Source organism: Frigoribacterium sp. CF331, from assembly GCF_057787905.1.
The window spans coordinates 1136119-1153585 of the sequence record NZ_CM173545.1 but is presented as its reverse complement, the minus strand read 5'-3'; the positions used below and the strand labels follow the sequence as shown (position 1 = coordinate 1153585).

Annotated in this window: 16 protein-coding genes; 11 read left to right on the top strand and 5 right to left on the bottom strand. The window is 73.8% G+C overall.

The genetic code is table 11. The features are described from left to right. Positions 1–64: 64 nt before the first annotated feature. The 10 genes from glmS (at position 65) to AC3CCI_RS05260 (ending at position 11169) form a co-directional block, all read left to right on the top strand. On the top strand, positions 65–1915 hold the full coding sequence (gene glmS, locus AC3CCI_RS05305) for a glutamine--fructose-6-phosphate transaminase (isomerizing) (protein ID WP_488628342.1): 1851 nt from the start codon (positions 65–67) through the stop codon (positions 1913–1915). A 41-nt stretch (positions 1916–1956) separates the two neighbouring features. Then, positions 1957–2379, top strand: coding sequence for a holo-ACP synthase (locus tag AC3CCI_RS05300; RefSeq protein ID WP_488628341.1), 423 nt, complete (start codon positions 1957–1959; stop codon positions 2377–2379). After that, positions 2376–3467 carry an alanine racemase gene (gene alr / locus AC3CCI_RS05295; RefSeq protein WP_488628340.1) on the top strand — a complete coding sequence of 364 codons (1092 nt, stop codon included), beginning with the start codon at positions 2376–2378 and terminating at the stop codon, positions 3465–3467. Before AC3CCI_RS05300 ends, alr (AC3CCI_RS05295) begins: the two co-directional genes overlap by 4 nt. Then, positions 3464–4600 (top strand): alanine racemase, encoded by a 1137-nt coding sequence (gene alr, locus AC3CCI_RS05290; RefSeq protein ID WP_354594892.1) that lies wholly within the window; start codon positions 3464–3466, stop codon positions 4598–4600. The genes alr (AC3CCI_RS05295) and alr (AC3CCI_RS05290) overlap by 4 nt, the downstream gene beginning before the upstream one ends. Positions 4601–4698: 98 nt before the next feature. Then, entirely contained in the window at positions 4699–5169 is a 471-nt protein-coding gene (gene tsaE / locus AC3CCI_RS05285) for a tRNA (adenosine(37)-N6)-threonylcarbamoyltransferase complex ATPase subunit type 1 TsaE (RefSeq protein WP_354594965.1), read from the top strand. A 187-nt stretch (positions 5170–5356) separates the two neighbouring features. Then, on the top strand, positions 5357–6754 hold the full coding sequence (locus tag AC3CCI_RS05280) for a tyrosine-protein kinase domain-containing protein (RefSeq protein ID WP_354594891.1): 1398 nt from the start codon (positions 5357–5359) through the stop codon (positions 6752–6754). Further along, entirely contained in the window at positions 6751–7905 is a 1155-nt protein-coding gene (locus tag AC3CCI_RS05275; RefSeq protein ID WP_488628339.1) for a glycosyltransferase family 4 protein, read from the top strand. The genes AC3CCI_RS05280 and AC3CCI_RS05275 overlap by 4 nt, the downstream gene beginning before the upstream one ends. Further along, positions 7902–9461 (top strand): lipopolysaccharide biosynthesis protein, encoded by a 1560-nt coding sequence (locus AC3CCI_RS05270; protein WP_488628338.1) that lies wholly within the window; start codon positions 7902–7904, stop codon positions 9459–9461. The genes AC3CCI_RS05275 and AC3CCI_RS05270 overlap by 4 nt, the downstream gene beginning before the upstream one ends. Then, positions 9458–10480 carry a glycosyltransferase family 4 protein gene (locus AC3CCI_RS05265; protein ID WP_488628337.1) on the top strand — a complete coding sequence of 341 codons (1023 nt, stop codon included), beginning with the start codon at positions 9458–9460 and terminating at the stop codon, positions 10478–10480. The genes AC3CCI_RS05270 and AC3CCI_RS05265 overlap by 4 nt, the downstream gene beginning before the upstream one ends. A gap of 176 nt (positions 10481–10656) precedes the next feature. After that, positions 10657–11169: an ASCH domain-containing protein gene (locus AC3CCI_RS05260; RefSeq protein ID WP_488628336.1), complete on the top strand. Its 513-nt coding sequence runs from the start codon at positions 10657–10659 to the stop codon at positions 11167–11169. 79 nt (positions 11170–11248) lie between these two features. Here AC3CCI_RS05260 and AC3CCI_RS05255 read toward each other — a convergent pair whose 3' ends face one another. From AC3CCI_RS05255 to AC3CCI_RS05235, 5 genes are all read right to left on the bottom strand, one after another. After that, positions 11249–11941, bottom strand: a complete 693-nt coding sequence (locus AC3CCI_RS05255) for a hypothetical protein (RefSeq protein WP_488628335.1) — start codon at positions 11939–11941, stop codon at positions 11249–11251. A 50-nt stretch (positions 11942–11991) separates the two neighbouring features. After that, a complete protein-coding gene (locus AC3CCI_RS05250) occupies positions 11992–13224 on the bottom strand; it encodes an ATP-binding protein (RefSeq protein ID WP_488628334.1) in 1233 nt (410 codons plus the stop codon). A gap of 99 nt (positions 13225–13323) precedes the next feature. Then, on the bottom strand, positions 13324–14415 hold the full coding sequence (locus AC3CCI_RS05245) for an acyltransferase family protein (protein ID WP_488628333.1): 1092 nt from the start codon (positions 14413–14415) through the stop codon (positions 13324–13326). After that, on the bottom strand, positions 14412–15443 hold the full coding sequence (locus tag AC3CCI_RS05240; RefSeq protein WP_488628332.1) for an acyltransferase family protein: 1032 nt from the start codon (positions 15441–15443) through the stop codon (positions 14412–14414). Before AC3CCI_RS05240 ends, AC3CCI_RS05245 begins: the two co-directional genes overlap by 4 nt. Continuing rightward, positions 15440–16387 (bottom strand): glycosyltransferase family 2 protein, encoded by a 948-nt coding sequence (locus tag AC3CCI_RS05235; RefSeq protein WP_488628331.1) that lies wholly within the window; start codon positions 16385–16387, stop codon positions 15440–15442. The genes AC3CCI_RS05240 and AC3CCI_RS05235 overlap by 4 nt, the downstream gene beginning before the upstream one ends. A gap of 76 nt (positions 16388–16463) precedes the next feature. Here AC3CCI_RS05235 and AC3CCI_RS05230 point away from each other — a divergent pair, with 76 nt between their 5' ends. Next, a complete protein-coding gene (locus AC3CCI_RS05230) occupies positions 16464–17465 on the top strand; it encodes a glycosyltransferase family 2 protein (protein ID WP_488628330.1) in 1002 nt (333 codons plus the stop codon). The last annotated feature ends 2 nt before the right edge of the window (positions 17466–17467 follow it).

The following is a 17467-nucleotide window of genomic DNA, read 5'->3' as shown; positions in this document are numbered from 1 at the left end:
CGCCGTCGCGGGACGTCGGCACGGCCCGCCGGGCTCACGGACGACAGCCTCTAAGATCGAGCCCATGTGTGGAATCGTGGGATACGTCGGATCGGGCGACAAGAGCATCGAGGTGCTGCTGGGCGGCCTCACCCGCCTCGAGTACCGCGGTTACGACTCGGCCGGCGTCGCGGTCATCGACGCCGCGGGCGACCTGGGCACCCGCAAGAAGGCGGGCAAGCTGCAGATGCTCGTCGACGACCTCGAGGCCGTGCCCCTGACCGACGGCACGACCGGCATCGGTCACACCCGCTGGGCGACCCACGGCGGCCCGACCGACGCCAACGCGCACCCGCACCTGGCCGACGACGGCAAGCTCGCGCTGATCCACAACGGCATCATCGAGAACTTCTCCGAGCTCAAGGCCGAGCTGCTCGCCGAGGGCGTCGAGTTCCACAGCGAGACCGACTCCGAGGTCGCTGCGCACCTGGTGGCCCGGGCCTACCGCGCCACGGGCGACCTGACCGAGGCCCTGCGCACGGTCGTCAACACCCTCGACGGGGCCTTCACGCTGCTCGTCGTCCACGCCGACCGGCCCGGCGTCGTCGTCGGAGCCCGCCGCAACTCACCGCTGGTGATCGGCCTCGGCGACGGGGAGAACTTCCTCGGCAGCGACGTGGCGGCCTTCGTCGCGCACACCCGCCGGGCCATGTCGATCGGTCAGGACCAGCTCGTGACCATCCGCCCCGACTCGGTCGAGGTCGTCGACTTCTCGGGGGCACCCGTCGAGACCACCGAGTTCGAGGTCGACTGGGACGCCTCCGCCGCCGAGAAGGGCGGCTGGTCGAGCTTCATGGCGAAGGAGATCAGCGAAGAGCCCGAGGCGGTCGCCAAGACCCTGCTCGGTCGGGTCGCCGACGGCGCCGTCACCCTCACCGAGCTCGACGGCGTGCGCGACCGCCTGACGACCGTCGACCGCGTGATCGTCATCGCCTGCGGCACCGCGGCCTACGCCGGCATCCTCGGCAAGTACGCCATCGAGCAGTGGGCCCGGGTCCCCGTCGAGGTCGAGCTGGCCCACGAGTTCCGCTACCGCGACCCCGTGCTCGACGAGAAGACCCTCGTCGTGTCGATCAGCCAGTCGGGCGAGACGATGGACACCCTGATGGCCGTCAAGTACGCGCGCGAGCGGGGCGCCCAGGTGCTCTCGATCTGCAACACCCAGGGGTCGACGATCCCGCGCGAGTCCGACGCCGTGCTCTACACGCACGCCGGGCCCGAGGTCGCGGTCGCGTCCACCAAGGCCTTCGTCGCGCAGGGCACCGCGCTGTTCCTGCTGGGGCTGCACCTGGCGACCCTGCGGGGCACCCTGAGCGCCGAGGCCGTGGCCGAGCAGGTCGCCGACCTGGTCGAGATCCCGGGCAAGATCGAGCGCGTGCTCGAGTCCTCCGAGCGCATCAAGACCCTGGCGGGCTGGATGGCCGACACCCGCTCGGTGCTGTTCCTCGGCCGCCACGTCGGCTACCCGATCGCGCTCGAGGGGGCCCTCAAGCTCAAGGAGCTGGCGTACATCCACGCCGAGGGCTTCGCCGCTGGTGAGCTGAAGCACGGCCCGATCGCCCTGATCGAGCCCGGCCAGATCGTCTTCGTCATCGTCCCGAGCCCGCGCGACCCCCGCTCGCTGCACCCCAAGGTCGTCTCGAACATCCAAGAGATCCGTGCCCGGGGCGCCCGCGTCATCGCGATCGCCGAAGAAGGCGACGCCGCGGTGCTGCCGTTCGCCGACGAGGTGCTGCACATCCCCCTGGCGGCACCCCTGTTCGAGTCGCTGCTGTCGGTCGTGCCCCTGCACGTCTTCGGCATGGAGCTCGCGGCGGCCAAGGGCCTCGACGTCGACCAGCCCCGCAACCTGGCCAAGTCGGTCACCGTCGAGTAGCGGCCCGTGCAACCGCGACAGCGCAGCGAGCGGGCGTCGACGTGATCGTCGGCATCGGCGTCGACGTGGTCGACCTCGAGCGCTTCGACCGCACGCTCGAGCGCACGCCGGCGCTCGCCGCCCGGTTGTTCCGTGAGGGCGAGCTCGTCCTGCGGGACGGCAGCCCGCGGGGTCGCCACTCGCTGGCGGCCCGGTTCGCCGCCAAGGAGGCGCTGATCAAGTCCCTGGGCGGGTCCACCGGGGTCAGGTGGCACGACGTCGTCGTCGTCTCGGACGACGCCGGCGCCCCGTCGCTCGAACTGAGCGGGGGAGCACGGGCGCTGGCCGACTCGCGAGGCGTCTCGCGCCTCCACCTCTCCCTCAGCCACGACGGCGGGGTCGCCGTGGCGTACGTGGTCGCCGAGGGCGCCGACCGCCTGCCCTCCCCGCTCGGCGGGCCCCAGCACGAAGGGTCGGACCGATGACGCACGACGTCACCATCACCGTCGACACCACGGCCCTGCGGCACAACGTCCGGGTGCTGCGGGCTGCCGTCGCACCGGCGGCCGTCATGGCGGTCGTCAAGGCGAACGCCTACGGGCACGGGGCCGTCGAGTGCGCCCGCGTCTTCGTCGATGCCGGCGTCGACTGGCTGGGCGTGGCCGACCTGACCGAGGCGGTGGCCCTTCGCCGGGCCGGCGTCGAGGCCCCCGTCCTCGCCTGGCTGCACGCGCCCGGCGAGGACTTCGTCGAGGCCGCGGCGCTCGGCATCACCCCGGCGGTGTCGAGCGTCGACCAGCTCGAGGCGGCCGTGGCGGCCGGCGTCCGCGCCGTGCACCTCGCGATCGACACGGGGCTCAGCCGCAACGGGGCCGTCGAGTCCGAGTGGCCCGAGCTGTTCGACCGGGCGGCCGCACACGCCGCGACCGTGCCGGTCGAGGGGCTGATGAGCCACGTGTCGAACGCCTCGGCCGAAGAGGACGGCCTGCAGATGGCCCGCTTCGCCCGGGCGTCCCGGATGCTCGACGAGCACGGCGTGCGGCCCCCGCTGCTGCACCTCGCCGCCTCGGCGGCCGCCCTCGACTACGCGGGAGCACGGGCGACCATGGTGCGCTTCGGCCTGGCGAGCTACGGCCTGAGCCCCCACCCCGACCGCACCTCGGCCGACCTCGGGCTGCGACCGGCCATGACCCTCACGGCGCCGGTGACCACCGTCAAGCGCATCCCGGCGGGCGAAGGCGTGTCGTACGGCTACCTCTTCCGGCCCGAACGCGACACGTCGATCGCCATCGTCCCCGTCGGGTACGCGGACGGCGTCGACCGGGCCGCGAGCGAGCGGGCGTCCGTCACCATCGGTCGACGCACGTACCGGGTCCGCGGTCGGATCGCGATGAACGCCCTGGTGATCGACGTGGGCGACGACCCGGTCGAGGTGGGCGACGAGGTCGTCCTGTTCGGCGACCCGGCGCTCGGCCGTCGGTCCGCCGCCGACTGGGCCGAGGCGATCGACGGCATCACCTACGAGGTCGTCGCCTGCCTCGCCGCCGGCCTGGACCGGAGGTACACCGCGTGAGCGCCGCGACGCCGCTGCGCCGGGCGACGGTCGACCTGGCCGCGTACCGCGCCAACCTCGAGTCGTTGATCGCCCGACTCGACCCGGTCGAGATCCTGGCCATCGTCAAGGCGGACGCCTACTCGCACGGTGCCGACGTGCTCGTGCCCGAGGCCGTCGCCGCGGGCATCCGCTGGTTCGGCACCGTCGAGCTCGCGCCGGCCCTGCGGCTGCGGCGCCTCGGCATCGGCGGCGACGCGTCGTTCTTCGCCTGGCAGCTCAGCCCCTCCGACGACCTCGGGGCCGCCGTCGACCTGGCGGTCGACCTCGGCATCTCGACGCTCGACCAGCTCGAGGCCGTGGCCGACGCCGCACGGGCCCGTGCCGGCGTCGCCCTCGTGCACCTGACCATCGACACGGGGCTGCACCGCGAGGGCTGCCTGCCCTCGGACTGGCCGGCCTTCGTCACCCGGGCGGTCGCCCTGCGCGACGAGGGCGTCGTGCGGTTGCGCGGCATCTTCTCGCACGTCAGCGAGACGAGCGAGGCCGACGACCAGGCCGCCGCGCGGGTGTTCGAGCGGGCCGTGGCCGACGCCGAGGCGCTCGGCGCGACCGTCGAGAAGCGGCACATGTCGTCGAGTTCGGCCGCGCTCGAGCACCCCGAGAGGCGCTTCGACATGGTCCGCATGGGGTCGAACGGCCTGGGCATCCCCGTCACCGAGGGCGTCACCGCCGCCGACCGGGGGCTGCGGCCGGTGCTGACCCTCTCGGCCTCGGTCGTGAAGGTCAAGCGCGTCGCCGCGGGCACAGGGGTGTCGTACGACCACACCTTCCGTGCCCCGACCGACACCACGATCGCCCTGGTGCCCCTGGGCTACGCCGACGGCGTGAGCCGCCGGGCCCAGGGGGCCGTCCACGTCGTCGTGGCCGGCGCCCCCCGGCCGATCGTGGGGCGGGTCGCGATGGACCAGTTCCTCGTCGACATGGGCGACGACCCCGTCGAGGTCGGCGACGAGGCCGTGCTCTTCGGCCCGGGCGACCGCGGCGAGATGACGATCGGCGAGTGGGCCGACGCGACCGGCACGATCCCGGAAGAGGTCGCCTGCCGGGTCGGTGCCCGGGTGCCGCGCGTCTACCTCGGCGGACGCCCGTGAGCACCCCGGCCTCGACGCCGGGGCCCGGTGCCCCCGGGCCCGGCGCTCCCGGCCGGGCGGGCGACCCGGTCGAGCTGTCCGTCGTCGACGCCGAGGCCATGGAGGCGCTGGGTCGCGAGCTCTCCGGCCTGCTGCGGGCGGGCGACCTGGTGGTGCTGACCGGCCCGCTGGGTGCGGGGAAGACGACCCTGACCCGGGGCCTGGGCGCCGGGCTCGAGGTGCGCGGTCAGGTCGCGAGCCCGACGTTCGTCCTGGCCCGGACTCATCCCACCGCGTCCGGCACCCCGCTCGTGCACGTCGACGCGTACCGGCTGTCGACCGAGGCCGAGCTCGACGACCTCGACCTCGACTACGAGGGCTCGATCGTCGTCGTCGAGTGGGGCGCCGGCCTGCTCGACGGGGTGGCCGACTCGTGGCTCGACGTCGTGATCGACCGACCGACGGGCGCCCGGGCGGAGGATGCCCCGGGCGATCCCACCGATCCCGTCGATCCGCCCGACGAGCCCCGCCGCGTGACGATCACCCCGCACGGCCCCCGCTGGTCCGGGGTCGACCTGCCGACCGGCTGAGCCCGCCGGGCCGTCGGCCGCCGCGCGAGCCGGTGCCCGCGCGCGTCGTCACGGCGGCGGGCGAGAGGGGGTGAGAGCGGGTGATCGACGGCACGGCCGGGCGGAGGCACCCCCGCCCGGGGGTCATGGGCCCGTGCCCGCTGCGGGTATGCTCGCCAGGTTCAGCCACTTAACCCGGGAGTGTCAGTTGGATCCTCAGCACTACTGGCGCGCGCTCGTGAAGAGCTGGCCCGTCATCCTCGTCCTCGCGTTGCTCGGCGGTGCGGCCGGCTACGGCTACGCGCAGACCCGTCCCGACAGCTTCCGGGCCACGAGCAGCGTCTTCGTGTCGGCGGCCGAGGGCTCCGACCCGAACGAACTGCTGCAGGGCTCGTCGTACACGCAGAACCTCGTGCAGAGCTACACCCGCCTGGCCACCTCGACGATCGTCCTCGAGCCCGTCATCTCGGACCTCGGCCTCGACGTGACGCCCGTGCAGCTCGCCCGTCAGATCACCGCCGAGAACCCCCTCAACACCGTCATCATCGACGTCGCGGTCGTCGACGGCGACCGTCAGCGCGCGGCCGACATCGCCAACGCCGTGACCCGGTCGCTCAGCGCCGAGGCCCGGTCGCTGTCGCCCGAGAGCGCGGCGGGCCTGTCGACCCTGAGCGTCGCCCCCATCGCCGAGGCCACCCCGCCGAACCAGCCGGTCGGCCCCAACCGCCGGCTCATCACGCTCACCGGCCTGGCGATCGGCCTCGCGCTCGGCGTCGTCCTCGCGCTCGTCCGGTCGGTCGTCGACACGCGCCTCCGCAGCACGGCCGACGTCGACGAGCTGCGGGTCGCCCCGGTGCTGGGCACCGTGGGGCGGCGCCGTCGGGGCAGCCTCGCGTTCGCCGACGAGCCCCAGGGGGCCGCGGCGGACGACTTCCGGCGCATCCGTGCGCAGCTGCAGTTCTCCGACGTCGACTCCGTGGCCCGGACCGTCACCGTCTCGTCGGTCAGCGCCGACGACCGCGAGAGCCGTGCGGCCGTCACGCTCGACCTCGCCCTCGCCTACGCCGAGCGCGGGCAGTCCGTCCTCGTCGTGGACGCCGACCTGCGCGGCGGCGGGCTCGCGGACCTCGCGGCCGTCTCGGACGAGGTCGGCCTGACCGACGTCGTCGTGGGACGGCTCGAGTTCGAGGACGCCGTCACCCCGTGGCGCGACCGGGTGGACGTCATCGCCACGGGCGAGGTGCCCCCGAACCCGAGCCCGCTGCTCAGTTCGAAGTCGATGGCGCTCTTCGTCGAGGCGGCGCGTGACCGGTACGACGTCGTCGTGGTCGACGCCCCCGGCGTGCTCACGTCGTCCGACACCCTCGAGCTCGGGCGCCTGACCGACGGCGTCGTGCTCGTCGCCACCGTGGGGCACTCGTCCCGGGGGCAGCTCGTCCAGGCGGTCCGGGCGCTCGGCGGCGTCCAGGTCCCGGTCATCGGCGTCATCCTCGACGGCCTCACCGAGGGCGGCCCCCGCTCCGGCGGGCAGCGGGTCGGCGCCTCGTCGGCCGGGGCCGTCGCGTCCGGCCGCGCGACCGTCCGTCGGGGCACCGACGCACCGTGACGGCGTCGCGGTCGTCCCGAGGGCGTGCCCCGCGCCTCCCGGCCGTCCGGCTGTACGAGTCGCTGCGGACGGCCCACCTCGAACGGGCCCACGAGCTCGCCCCGGCGAGCATCGTCTACCGGGTGACGCGCTACGACTTCGACGCCTCGCTCGCCGAGGGCCTCGACCTCGTGCCGGCGGGCCGCCTGCGTGCGGCCTGGCTCGTGGCGCGTTCGCGGGTCGAGACCCTCGAGGTCAACGAACCGCTGATGACCTCGAGCCTGCCCGCCACGGCGCTGGTGCTGGCCGCCCTCGCGGTGCGGCTGCGGGTCACGGGGCGACCGACCACCGTCGTGAGCTACCTGATCGGCAACGCCGACCCGTTCGCCGCGGCGACCGCGCCCCGGCTGCGCACCCGGCTCCGGCGGCGCGGCGAACGCGTGCTCGCGCGCGCGGTCTGGCGGCGGCTCGACCGGGTGGTCTACGGGACGGACGCCGCGCGTGAGACGTACGCGCGCCTCCTCGGCGAGCCCGCCGACCACGCGACCGTGACCACCGTGCCCGCGCTGCCGATCCGCCACCCCGAGGCCCGCGGCGGCGACGTCCGCCCGCCCGCCGTCACGTTCGTCGGCTCGTTCGTCGAGCGCAAGGGACTGCGCGTGCTCGCGGCGGCCTGGCCGCTCGTCGTGGCGGACCGCCCCGACGCGACGCTCGCCCTGCTCGGCAAGGGCGCCCTCGAGCAGGAGGCGCGGGCCCTGTCGGTCGCGCATCCCTCGGTCTCCGTCGAGGTCGACCCGCCGCGCCCGCGCATCCACTCGGTGCTCGACGGTTCGCGCGTGCTCGTGCTCTGGTCGCAACCGAGTCCGACCTGGCGTGAGCAGGTGGGGCTGCCGATCGTCGAGGGGCTGTCGCACGGCTGCACCGTCGTGACCACGACCGAGACGGGCCTCGCCGACTGGCTGACCGACCACGGGCACGTCGTCGCCGCCGACGCCGCGTCGCCCGAGGTGCTCGCCGCCGCGATCGTCCGGGCCCTCGACGCCGCCCGCCCGGCCGACGCCGTGCTGGCCGACCTGCCCACGCGGGACGGTCGGCTGGCGGCCGACGACCGGCTGTTCGGCCGCGACGCCGGGACCGGCGCCGGCCGTCCGCTCGACGGGGCGCGCTCGTGACCCGCGCGGCCACGGGACCGGCGGGACGGCCGAAGCGCGGCGGCGCCATGGCCGCGGTCGGGTCGACCGCCGCCGTGAAGGTGGTCGTGATGGGCCTGTCGGGCGTGCTCGGCATCATCACGAGCCGCATGATCATCCAGAACTTCGGCACCGACGCCTACGCCCAGTACGGCCTGCTGTCGACCTTCCCGACGCTGCTGCCGTTCGCCGACCTGGGCATCGCCGCGATCGTGATCAACGCCGTGGCCGGGTCGTCGTCGGTCCGCACCGACGACTTCGTGAAGCGGTCGATCGTGACGGCGTTCCGGGTGCTGCTCGTCTCGGGCGGCATCATGGTCGCGGTCGCGCTGCTCATCACGCTCGCCGGGTGGTGGCCCGTGCTGCTCGGCGAGGGGCTCCTGCCCGACGGCGGGTCGCTCGCGGCCGGCCTCTGCCTCGCGGTGTTCGGCCTGGTGATCCCGCTGACGGTGGGCCAGCGCATCCTCGTGGGTCTGAAGAAGACGAGCACGCAGGTCGCCAGCCAGGCGGTCGTGGCCCCCTTCATGTTGCTCGCGATCGGCTCGGCCGTCATGTTCAGCGTGCCGGTCGGCAGCTACCTCGCCGTCATCTCGTACGTCGCGAACAGCCTCGTCTCGGTGATCTGCCTGATCGTCGCAGCCAGGGCCCTGTCGCCGCAGATCGGTTCGGCCGTCAAGCTCGTGCCGCGCGTCCGCAGCTACCGCGGCGTGCCGGCGCTCGGCCTCGCCTGGCCGATGCTCGTGCAGATGATCGCCCTGCCGGTCGCGATGCAGACCGGTCGCCTGCTGCTCAGCCACCTGGCGGGGCCGGACGAGCTCGCCCAGTACAACCTCGCCTCGCAGCTCTTCGGCATCGTGCTGCAGACCGTGGCCGCGGCGGGCATCGCCCTCTGGCCGGTCTACGCGGCGGCCCGGTCGGCCGGGAGGGTCGAGTCGCCGACCGTGCCGACGCTCTGGTTCTTGCTCGGCGGCCTCGGGCTCGGCACGGCCCTCGCGGTGATCAGTCCGTTCCTGGCGCGCTTCGTGTCGGGCGGGGCGATCACGCTCGACGGCTGGATGCTCGTCGGCTTCGTCGTGTTCGTCGGCCTGCAGGCGGCGAAGTACCCGGTCGGCATGTACATGACCGACAAGACCGGGCTGGTCTTCCAGGTGCTGCCGATCGTGCTCATGGTGCCGCTGAACCTCGGGCTGTCGTGGTGGTTCATCGGTCTCGTCGGGGCGGCGGGCCCGGTGCTGGGGTCGGCGATCTCGGTGGCGCTCTGCCAGCTCGTGCCCAACCTCTGGTACGTCTCGCGCGACCTCGGACGGCGCCGGGCCGAGGCGGCCGCGGGGGTCGGACGGGACGCACCGTCCGACGCCGACGGGGCCACGGCCGCCGCGGGCCTCGACGTCGACGAGCAGCGCGGTGACGAGACCGCGACCGACCAGGCGATCGCCGAGCGGGCGGTGGCCGAGCGGGCCGCCGACGAGCGTTCCGGCGCCGACCACCGCACCGGTGACCACCACCGCGCCGGTGACGACGAGAAGGAGGCGCGGTGATCGAGGTCCTCTTCGCCCGCGAACGCGACGTGGCCGGCTGGGCCGCCGACCACGCGGCCGGTCGGCGCCCCGGCCTCTGGCCGTACGGCCTCGAGGCGCTGCGCGACACGGACCAGGAGGCACGCATCGCCTCGGTCACCGAACCCGGCCGCCTGCAGGTGCTGCGCGACCGGGTGGTGTCGCGCCGCGCCTCCTCGTCCGGGGTGCCGTCCGACGACGTCGGCGTGACCTGGGACGAGAACGTGGCCCGGCGGATGCTGCTCACCCGGCCGCACGAGCGGATGTACACCGGAGTCATCTGGGTGACCGACCGGGTCGACCGCGGACAGGACGTCGGACGCATGCGCGACGTGCTGCGGCGGATGAGCGGGCTCTGGGTGATCAGCCGCGGTCAGGTCGAGCCCCTGCGGCGGTTCGTCGGTGAGGACGGTCCGCCCGTCGGCTTCTTCACCTTCGGGGTCGACGAGCAGTTCTTCGCGGCGCGACCGTGGCCCGAGCGCCCCCTGGTGCTGAGCATCGGCGGCGACCGCGACCGCGACCCGGCGACCCTCTTCGCGGCGCTGCGGCAGGTGCACGCCGAGCGTCCGGACGTCGAGCTGGTCGTGCAGACGACGAGCGACGCGGAGCCCCCGGAGGGCGTGACCGTGGTGCCGCACGTGTCGCACCGCGAGCTGGCCGAGCTGTACGCACGCGCGTCGGTCGTGGCCGTCGCGACGCGCGACAACCTGCACGCGTCGGGCATGACGGTCAGCCTCGAGGCGATGGCCACGGGGCGTCCCGTCGTGATGACGGACACCCCGGGCATCGAGGACTACGTCGTGCACGAGCGCACGGGGTTGCTGGCACCGGTGGGGGACCCGTCGGCGCTCGCCGGGCACGTGCTGCGGCTGCTGGGCGACGAGGCCGAGGCGCGCGCGTTCGGTGCGGCCGGGCGGGCTCTCGTCGAGGAGCGCCTGACGACGCGGCACCTGGCGGCGTCGCTGGCGGAGTTCGTCCGCGCTGAGCCCGACGGGGGCTGAGCCCGACAGGGGCTGAGCCCGTCAGGGCTGAGCCTGACAGGGGCTGAGAACACCAGCCGGGCCCGTTCCGGGCGAGTTCGTCGAACACGGTCCGTCGAGGACGACCGGGTACGCCGAACACGCCCGTGTCAGGCCGGCCGTTCGTCGGGCCACCGTCCGTCTGCTTGGCTCTCGACATGACCGAAGACCTGCCGATCGTCGAGTTCGCGTTCCCCGGCCCGTTGCGTGACCGCATCGTCGCCGCCGTCGAGGCCGGTGACAAGACGGCGACCAGCTCGCTGCTGCGCGAGTACGAGCGGGCCGGTGAGCCACTGCCCAGCGAGGGCCGGCGAGAGGTGATGGTGGACTCGGAGGGGCGGCGCCGGGCGGTGCTCGAGACCACCGGCGTCGAGGCGGTCGCGCTCCGCGACGTGCCCCTCGGCCATGCGCTGGCCGAAGGCGAGGGCTACGAGTCGGTGGACGACTGGCGAGCGGGGCACGTCCGCTTCTGGACCTCGCCCGAGATGCGGGCCGAGCTCGGCGGAGGGTTCGTCGTGGACGACTCGACCGTGGTCGTCCTCGAGCGCTTCCGCGTCGTGCCCCCGTCGGGCGACGACCGCGACGACCGCGACCACCGCGACGACCGGGACGACCGCGACGACCGCGAGGCCGCCGAGCCACCGGACGCCCCGCCCGACGCCACGGCATGATCGTGGCCCGGGCGAGGTGCCCGGTGGTGACGCGCCGTCGGGGGCGCGCCTCCTTCGCCGTGGTCCGGCCGAGGAGGCCTCAGTCGTCGGGGAGGGCCAACTGCGAGCCGCGGCGGCCTTCTCGTGACGCGGCCGGTCGGACGGGCGGCGGTGCCGGCGGCGACGCCAGCGCCCGGTGTCGTGCCGCGTCGGCCCGGCCGAGTGCGACCACGGAGCCCAGGCACGTCGTCGCCTGGAGGAGGCCGAGCACCGCCGGCAGCACGAGCAGCGTCAGCTGGTCCTCGGAGGGGAGCCCCGAGACGACGACGGCCGTCCAGGCCACGAGCCACGCTGCGGGCAGCCAGACGGATCGGCTCACGACGGCCACGGACGTGCCGATCAGCCGTTCGGCCGCCGCGACGACCTCGTCGCGGTCCTCGGGTTCGATCGCGGGCGGACGCGCGGCGAACTGGCGCTCGATGCGTTCGCTGCGACGCCAGTCACCGCGCGGGACCCCGGTCGGGGGAGCAGCCGAGCGGTCGACCACCGGGCAGAGCGTCGCGACCAGGCAGCCCAGGGCGGCCGCGAAGAGCACGATCGCGACGGCGTCACGGGCGGGCGGCCCGTCGAGGAGGGCCCAGCAGGCGTCGGCGACGACGAGGAAGGCCCCGAGGGCCGCGGCGGCGAGGCCGCTCACGAGCGTCCTGCGGCGCAGCCTGGCGGCGTCGAGGAACTCCGCCCGGCGCGACCGGTGGACGCTCCAGCCGCGCCGCACCGCCCCCACGCCCATCATCCGATGATGCACCCCTTCGCGTCTCGGGGGAGGGGACGATTCGTCGGGGCTCAGTCCGTCCGGGGCCAGTCGGTCGTCAGGTACGCCTCGACGGCCCGGTTGCGGAACGAGTAGGGCTTGCCCCGGGTGACCACGCCGCGCACCGTGTCGAGCCGTTGTGAGGTGGGCCCGAGCTGCGCACCCGAGGCCAGCCCCATGCTCTCGGCGATCGCGTTCAGCGTGCGTTCCGCCGAAGGCAGGGACGCCATCGCCCGCAAGAAGTCGTGTTCGCGAGGGGGGAGGCGGTTCAGGATGCGCTCGACGTGGGCCGACGCCTCGCTCTCGGCTCCCCGCCAACCCGCTACGACGTCGTCTTCGGACACGATCGGTGCCGCTCCGACGTTCCACGCCCGTTGGCCGGCGAGTTGGAACAAGAAGGGCTCTCCGCAGCTGAGGGCCGCGATGGCCCGCGCCGCCGCGGGGTCCATGCGCACGGTCTCGACGACGCCGTCGTCGCCGGGGGTCTCCCACCCCGCGATCACGAAGGGCTGGAGCGCTTCGAGGATGTCGCCCTCGTCGAGGGCGCCGAGCGTGATCGTCCGGAACCGTCGGGCGAAGGTCGCCCCTTTCCGAGCGCCGGCCATGTCTTCGAAGTCGGGCAGGCCCGTGAGGTAGACGGCGATGGGCAGGTGGCGCGACACCGTGCCTCCGCCGGGGACGACGACCTCGACCTCGTGCGACAGGGCGTCGCCGAGGGCGATCAGGAGCTGCGAGAGCGCGGCCTCGTCACGGATGTTCTGCACCTCGTCGACGTGGATCATGACCACGGCGTCCTGTTCGATCGCCGCATGCCCGACTTCGACGAGGAGTTCGAAGAGCGCCGTGAAGGGCTCCGGGCCCTCGGCGCTTCGGGTCGTCACCGAGAAGCCCGTCACCGCGACCTGCTCGACCCGGGCGAGCAGGTCGAGCACGCCCTTCCGAGTCGATGCGCGGAGCCCGGCGCCGTCGGCCAGGCGCAGGACGGCGGAGGCGACGATCTTGAGCGGATCGGCACCGGTGGGCATGCGCAGTTGAGGCGTCACCCAGTCGCCGGCCTCGGCGGCGTCGCGGGCGATGCGGCGGACGAGGCTCGACTTGCCCGTGCCCGGCTCGCCGAGGATCGTGCGGCCGGTCTCGTACAGGCCCGCACGTCGGCGGGGTCGCAGCACCTGGTGCCAGTCGCCCAACTGCTCTGATCGGCCCGCCCAGACGTCGGGCACGACGTCGGAGCCGGCCTGGAACGGGTTGGTGAGGGGAGATCGCACGGTGATAAATTTATCACGCCCGTGACGCATCGCCGATAAATTTATCAGCGGTGGACGCGGCGGACGCATCCGGGACGGTGCGGGGGCCGTCGGGGGGCGTCAGCCCCGAGAGGCGGGCACCGGTTCCGACCGAGACGAGCGAGACGACTCCCGTCCGTCGAGCCTGGCCTTGAGGCCGGCGACCGGGCGCTCCACGAGCACCCAGCTCACGATGCCGGCCCCCACGGACAGCACGACCGTGGTGAACGGGACCTCAGGGGCACCGCTGTCGCGGAGCCACCAGCTGATCGGGTAGTTCCAGAGGTAGACCGCGTACGAGATGACGCCGAGCTTCACCAACGGGCCGAGACCTCGCGGCACCACCGTCCACTCCTTCACCTTCCACAGCACCAGGACCGTGCTGACGCCGACGGCCGCACCACCCACGAGGTACGTGACGAGGTGGTCCTTCGCGTCGGGCACGAGGGCCATCGCGACCAGGGCCACCGCGCCCACGACGGCGACGGGAGCAGCCCGCCGCCCACCGATCCAGGCGTCGAGGCGTGGCTCGCCGAGCTTCGCGGCGGCGCCGACGACCATCGAGATCGTCCAGGTCGTGGGATGGTTGTAGATCGTGCCGATGTCGTCCCGGTGCCACGCCACGCTCGCGACCAGCAGCACGACGAGGACGACGGCCGTCACCGCGACGAGGAGGCGCAGCTTGCGGTAGCGGACGCCGAGGAAGACGATCAGTGGCCAGACCAGGTAGAACTGCTCCTCGTTGGCCAGGGTCCACAGGTGGCTGAAGTTCGGGCTGCCGTGGTTGAACAGGGGGATGTTCATCGTGTAGGTCAGGGCGACGCCGATGGTGCGGGGCACGAAGCGACGGGTGTCCGAGACGTCGAGGAGCCCCTCCATGACGACGAGGCCCATGAGCACGAACAGCAGTGCGGGGATCAGTCGGAAGAACCGGTTCCGGTAGAAGCGCCCGTACCGGATGCGGCCGAACCGACGCACGTCATCGGCGAGGAGGCCCGTGATCAGGTAGCCGCTCAGCGTGAAGAACACGACGACGCCGACGATGCCCGCCCCGCCGAACAGGTCGGGCCAGGAGTGCCTCAGGAGCACGAGCAGGATGGCCGCGCCGCGCAGCAGGTCGAGTCCCTGGATGCGGCGGTGCACGGGAGCGGCAGGGAGGGGCGTCGTGGTCACGGCCGTCCTTTCGGGGAGGGGGTCCGTCGTCGTGCCGGCCAGGCGTAGAGTCCCCCGACCAGCCGCGATCGGCGCGCGAGACGCACCATGACCCACGGGGTCGCCAGACCGGCTGCGAGCAGGACGACGATCATGAGGGTGCCCTCGTGCAGTCCCACCGCACCGAGGACGTGGACGCCGAGCGTGACGACGATCCAGTGGGTCGTGTAGTAGACGATCGAGTCGCGTCCCATCGCACTCAGCCCCCTGCCCACCGGGGTCGACGCGACGCGGCTGCCGAGGGGGACGGCCACGAGGACCAGCCCCACCACGCCGACCGCGGCGACCAGGTCGTAGCGAAGGCCCGGCAGGTGCGTCGACGCCACGGCCGTGCCGAGGGCTGCGACGGCCCCGAGTGCGACGACGACGCGCCGTCTGGCGAGGGCCTCGAACGCGTCCCGGTGGCGGGCGGCCGCGTCGCCCAGGAAGAAGAAGGCGAGCAGGAACGTGACCCGGGTCCACCCGTCACCGTCGTGGACGACGACGCTCACGACGAGCAGCACCGGCACCGCCACCGAGCGCACCGCCGCCGGCACGACCAGCGCGACGACGTAGAACGCCAGCAGGTACGCCAGGTACCAGGTGTAGGTCGTGGGTGACAGCACCAGCTCGACCAGTCGGCCGGGCCCGTAGTTCCCGTCACCGGCCACCGAGCTGCCCGCCCAGAGGAACACCACGATGACGGTCGTCCACACCAGCCAGGGCCAGCCGATGTGCCGCAGCTTGCCCACGAGGTACGGCCGTGTCGGCTTCTCGAGGGACCGAGCCAACAGCAGGCCGGAACAGAACATGAGGGTCGGGATGCGGAAGGGGGCCAGTGCGTCGTTCAGCACGACGGCCCACGAGGGAGCCGCCACCGCGTCGACCTTGAGGGCGATCACGACGTGGTAGAAGACGACGAGCAGGACGGCGAGTCCCCGCGTCACGTCGACCCAGTGCAGCCGGCCCGGCACCGCCTGCGCCTTCGCGGTGCCCGCGGCCGCCGTCACGACCGGGCTCCCGGCGACGCGCCACGCCGCCGCAGCTCGGTCGCGACGATCCGGCGCCCCTCGAGCACGGCGCGCAGGCCGACGAGCAGCGTTCCCGGCGACCGCGTGAACTGTCTCCGGCCGCCCTGCAGCAGCACCTCCCACGCGATGCGCGGGGTCAGCCGCCGCCACCGGCGGAGGTCGTCGTCGTCGAGGTGCTTGGCGGCGAACAGGAGTCGGTTGCGGATGTTGTACCGGTAGTACCCGGCCGACTTCGCCTGCCCCGACCGGTCGGCCCCGCCCACGGTCTGCGTGCCGCCCTCCGCGTGGACGACGGTGACGTCGTCGAGCAGCCGCAACGCGCCTCCCGCGCCGACGACGCGGCGCGACAGGTCGACGTCCTCCCAGTACAGGAAGTAGTCGTCGTCGAAACCGCCGCAGAGCTGCCAGAGCTCGTCGCTCAGCACGAGGCAGGCGCCGCTCAGCCACTCCTCGACGCGGGCCCCGGGCACGCGACGTCGTCGCGACCGGATGCGTCCGTCGTCGAGGTACAGGTCGCTGCCGGCCGACCACAGGCTGCCGTCGGGGCGCAACACCGTCGGGGCGCTCATCGTCAGGGGTTCGGCCGAGGAGGCGCGGTGCAGGGCGGCGAGGGCGGCGGCGTCGGCCAGCGCGTCCGGGTTGAGCAGCACGTGGTGGCGGGCCCCGGCCGCGCGGGCCCTGGCCACGCCCAGGTTGACGCCCGTGCCGAACCCCTCGTTGCCGTCGGGGGCCACGAGCAGCCAGCCCTCGGCCGCGGCGAGCTCGCTCACGCGGGCGCGCTCGGCGGCACCCGACCAGTTGTCGACGACGACCACGACGAGGCCCTCGACCGCCCGCGAGACGGGCGCGAGGTTCTGCCGCAGCAGCTCGGTCGAGCCGTAGTTGACGACGACCACCGACAACCCGGCGAGCGACTCACCCACGGTTCGTCCCCCGTCCACCCGCAGGAGGCGCGGTGCGCGACCCGGGGTCGGTCACCGACCTGACATGCTGGGGGCCGTGACGACCGAGCCGACCGCACCGCGCCTCCTGACGATCGCCGTGCTGACCTTCCGCCGGCCCCGCGACCTCGACGCCGTGCTGCCGTCGCTCGTCGAGCAGGCCCGCGGCGTGCACGCCCTCGGCGTCGAGGCGCGGGTGCTCGTCGTTGACAACGACGCGGGCGGGTCGGGGCGCGGGCGCGTCGAGGCGGCGGCGCTCGCGGCGGCCGACCCGGTCGACGGCGTCCGGCCGGTCACCGTGGACTACGTGGTCGAGGCCACGCCCGGCATCGCCTCGGCCCGCAACCGGGCCCTGGCCGAGAGCGCCGACAGCGACCTGCTCGTCTTCATCGACGACGACGAGCGGCCCTCCGAGCAGTGGCTGGCCGCCCTGCTCGCGCTGCAGGCCGAGAGCGGCGCCGCGGCCGTCGTCGGGCCCGTGCGCAGCGAGTACGAGGTCGAGCCCGAGCCGTTCATCGTCGAGGGGCGGTTCTTCGTCCGGCGTCGCCTGGCGACCGGGACGCCCGTCGACGTCGCCGCCACGAACAACCTGCTGCTCGACCTGGCCGTGGTGCGCCGTCAGGGCCTCGCCTTCGACGTCGCCCTCGGGCAACTCGGCGGCGAGGACACGCTCTTCACCCGCAGCCTCGTGGCGGGAGGCGGCACCATCGTCTGGTGCGCCGAGGCCGTCGTCACCGACGTCGTCCCGGCCCACCGCGTCACGCGGCGCTGGGTCGTGCAGCGGGCCTACAGCAGCGGCAACGGCTGGAGCCTCACCTCGGTGATGCTGTCCGCGCGAGGGGCGTCGCGACTGGCCACGCGCCTCCGGCTCTCGGCGAAGGGCGGCGTGCGCGTCGCCGGCGGGCTGGGCCGCTACGCGGTCGGCACCGTGACCCGACCGCTCGGTCGACGGGCGTTGGGCCAGCGCGCCCGCGGCATCCGCACCATGGCCCGCGGCGCCGGCATGGTGGCGGGCGCGTGGGGCGCGGCGTACCGCGAGTACGGCCGCGTCGACGGCTGAGC